Consider the following 1,697-nt stretch of genomic DNA (forward strand, 5'->3'; position numbering starts at 1 on the left):
GAGGGCACTGAAAAAGTCCATTAAATTATTAGACGGTTAAAGGTTGAATAAATTAAACCTTTAACTGTCTTTTTAGCTTATAATAATGATATTAATTCATTTAGGTGGTTTAAAAATGATTTCCAATCAGGACTCTCTTAATCTTAGCCCGTATATAGCTATCTATGACCTCGTTATTCCGAAGGATAATATGCTTCGCCAAATTAATGAACTAGTTGATTTTGCATTCATCTACGAGGAACTAAAAACGAAATATTGCCTTGATAACGGTCGCAATGCAGTTTCTCCCATTCGTATGTTTAAATATCTATTGCTAAAATCAATTTTTGACTTGTCAGATGTTGATGTCGTAGAACGTTCAAAATACGATATGTCATTTAAATTCTTTCTCGACATGGCACCGGAGGATGCAGTAATTGACCCGAGCTCTCTTACGAAATTTCGAAAGCTCCGTCTTCAAGATGTGGGTTTATTAGATATGCTCATTGGGAAAACAGTTGAGATTGCGCTTGAAAAAGAAATCATTAAAAGTAAAACAATTATCATAGATGCCACCCATACAAAAGCGCGTTATAACCAAAAAGCACCGAAAGAATTTTTACAAGAGAAATCAAAAAATGTTAGGAAAGCTGTATATCAAGTCGATGAATCTATGAAAGAAAAGTTTCCACCAAAAACAACTTCTAACGAAGTTAAAGATGAACTGAATTATTGCCGTGAAGTTATTACTATTGTAGAATCTCAACCTCAAATCGCGTCAATACCAGCCGTTAAGGAAAAATTAAATGTACTAAAAGAAGTAGTAGAAGATTATACAGAGGACCTTAATTTTTCAGCTGATCCGGATGCACGTGTAGGACATAAAACAGAAGACTCCTCCTTTTTTGGCTACAAAACACATATCGCAATGAGCGATGAAAGAATTATAACCGCAGCTGTTGTGTCAACTGGCGAAAAAAGTGATGGAAAATACATGCAGGGGTTAATTAAAAAAAGCCAAGAAGCTGGAATGGAAATTGATACAGTTATCGGGGATATGGCCTACTCTGAGAAAAATAATATTCTGTATACAAAAGAGCATCAACTAACACTTGTTTCTAAATTGCATCCTCATATTACACATGGTACACGTGCAAAAGAAGATGAGTTTGAATTTAATAAAGATGCAGGAATGTATGTATGTAAGGCCGGGCATATGGCGATTCGAAAAAAATTTGAAGAAAGAAAAGGTCAAGATAAAAACCCAAGAATTAAGTACTTTTTCGACATAAATAAATGCCAAATTTGTCCTTTTCGTGAGGGATGTTACAAAGATGGGGCGAAAAGTAAGAGCTACTCAGTAACCATCAAATCAACGGAACATCGCGAACAAGAGGAGTTCCAAAATACGGATACATTTAAAGAACTAGCAAAAACTCGCTATAAAATTGAAGCAAAAAATAGTGAATTGAAACACAGACACGGGTATGATATAGCGTCATCTGCGGGTCTATTTGGTATGGAGATACAAGGGGCAACAGCGATATTCGCAGTCAACATTAAGCGGATTCTGAAGCTCCTTCAGGAGAAGGAATAAAAAATAAGGATAAGATAACAAGAAAAAAGGCAGTTTGTTGTCTGAACTAGAACAACAAACTGCCTTTTTTCTGCCTTTGCTAAATCAATTTATATAAAAACGTAAGATTTTCAGTGGCCTC

1 protein-coding gene is annotated in these 1,697 nt (G+C 35.2%); it reads left to right on the forward strand.

The window, feature by feature from the left end; all coding sequences use genetic code 11:
* The first annotated feature begins 115 nt into the window (after positions 1–115).
* The gene (locus G4D61_RS17770) at positions 116–1,576 is read left to right on the forward strand and encodes an IS1182 family transposase (RefSeq protein ID WP_035356370.1); all 1,461 of its coding nucleotides are present in this window, start codon (positions 116–118) and stop codon (positions 1,574–1,576) included.
* The last annotated feature ends 121 nt before the right edge of the window (positions 1,577–1,697 follow it).

This window comes from Heyndrickxia ginsengihumi (assembly GCF_011008565.1).
In the GTDB taxonomy this organism is placed as follows: domain Bacteria; phylum Bacillota; class Bacilli; order Bacillales; family Bacillaceae_C; genus Weizmannia; species Weizmannia ginsengihumi.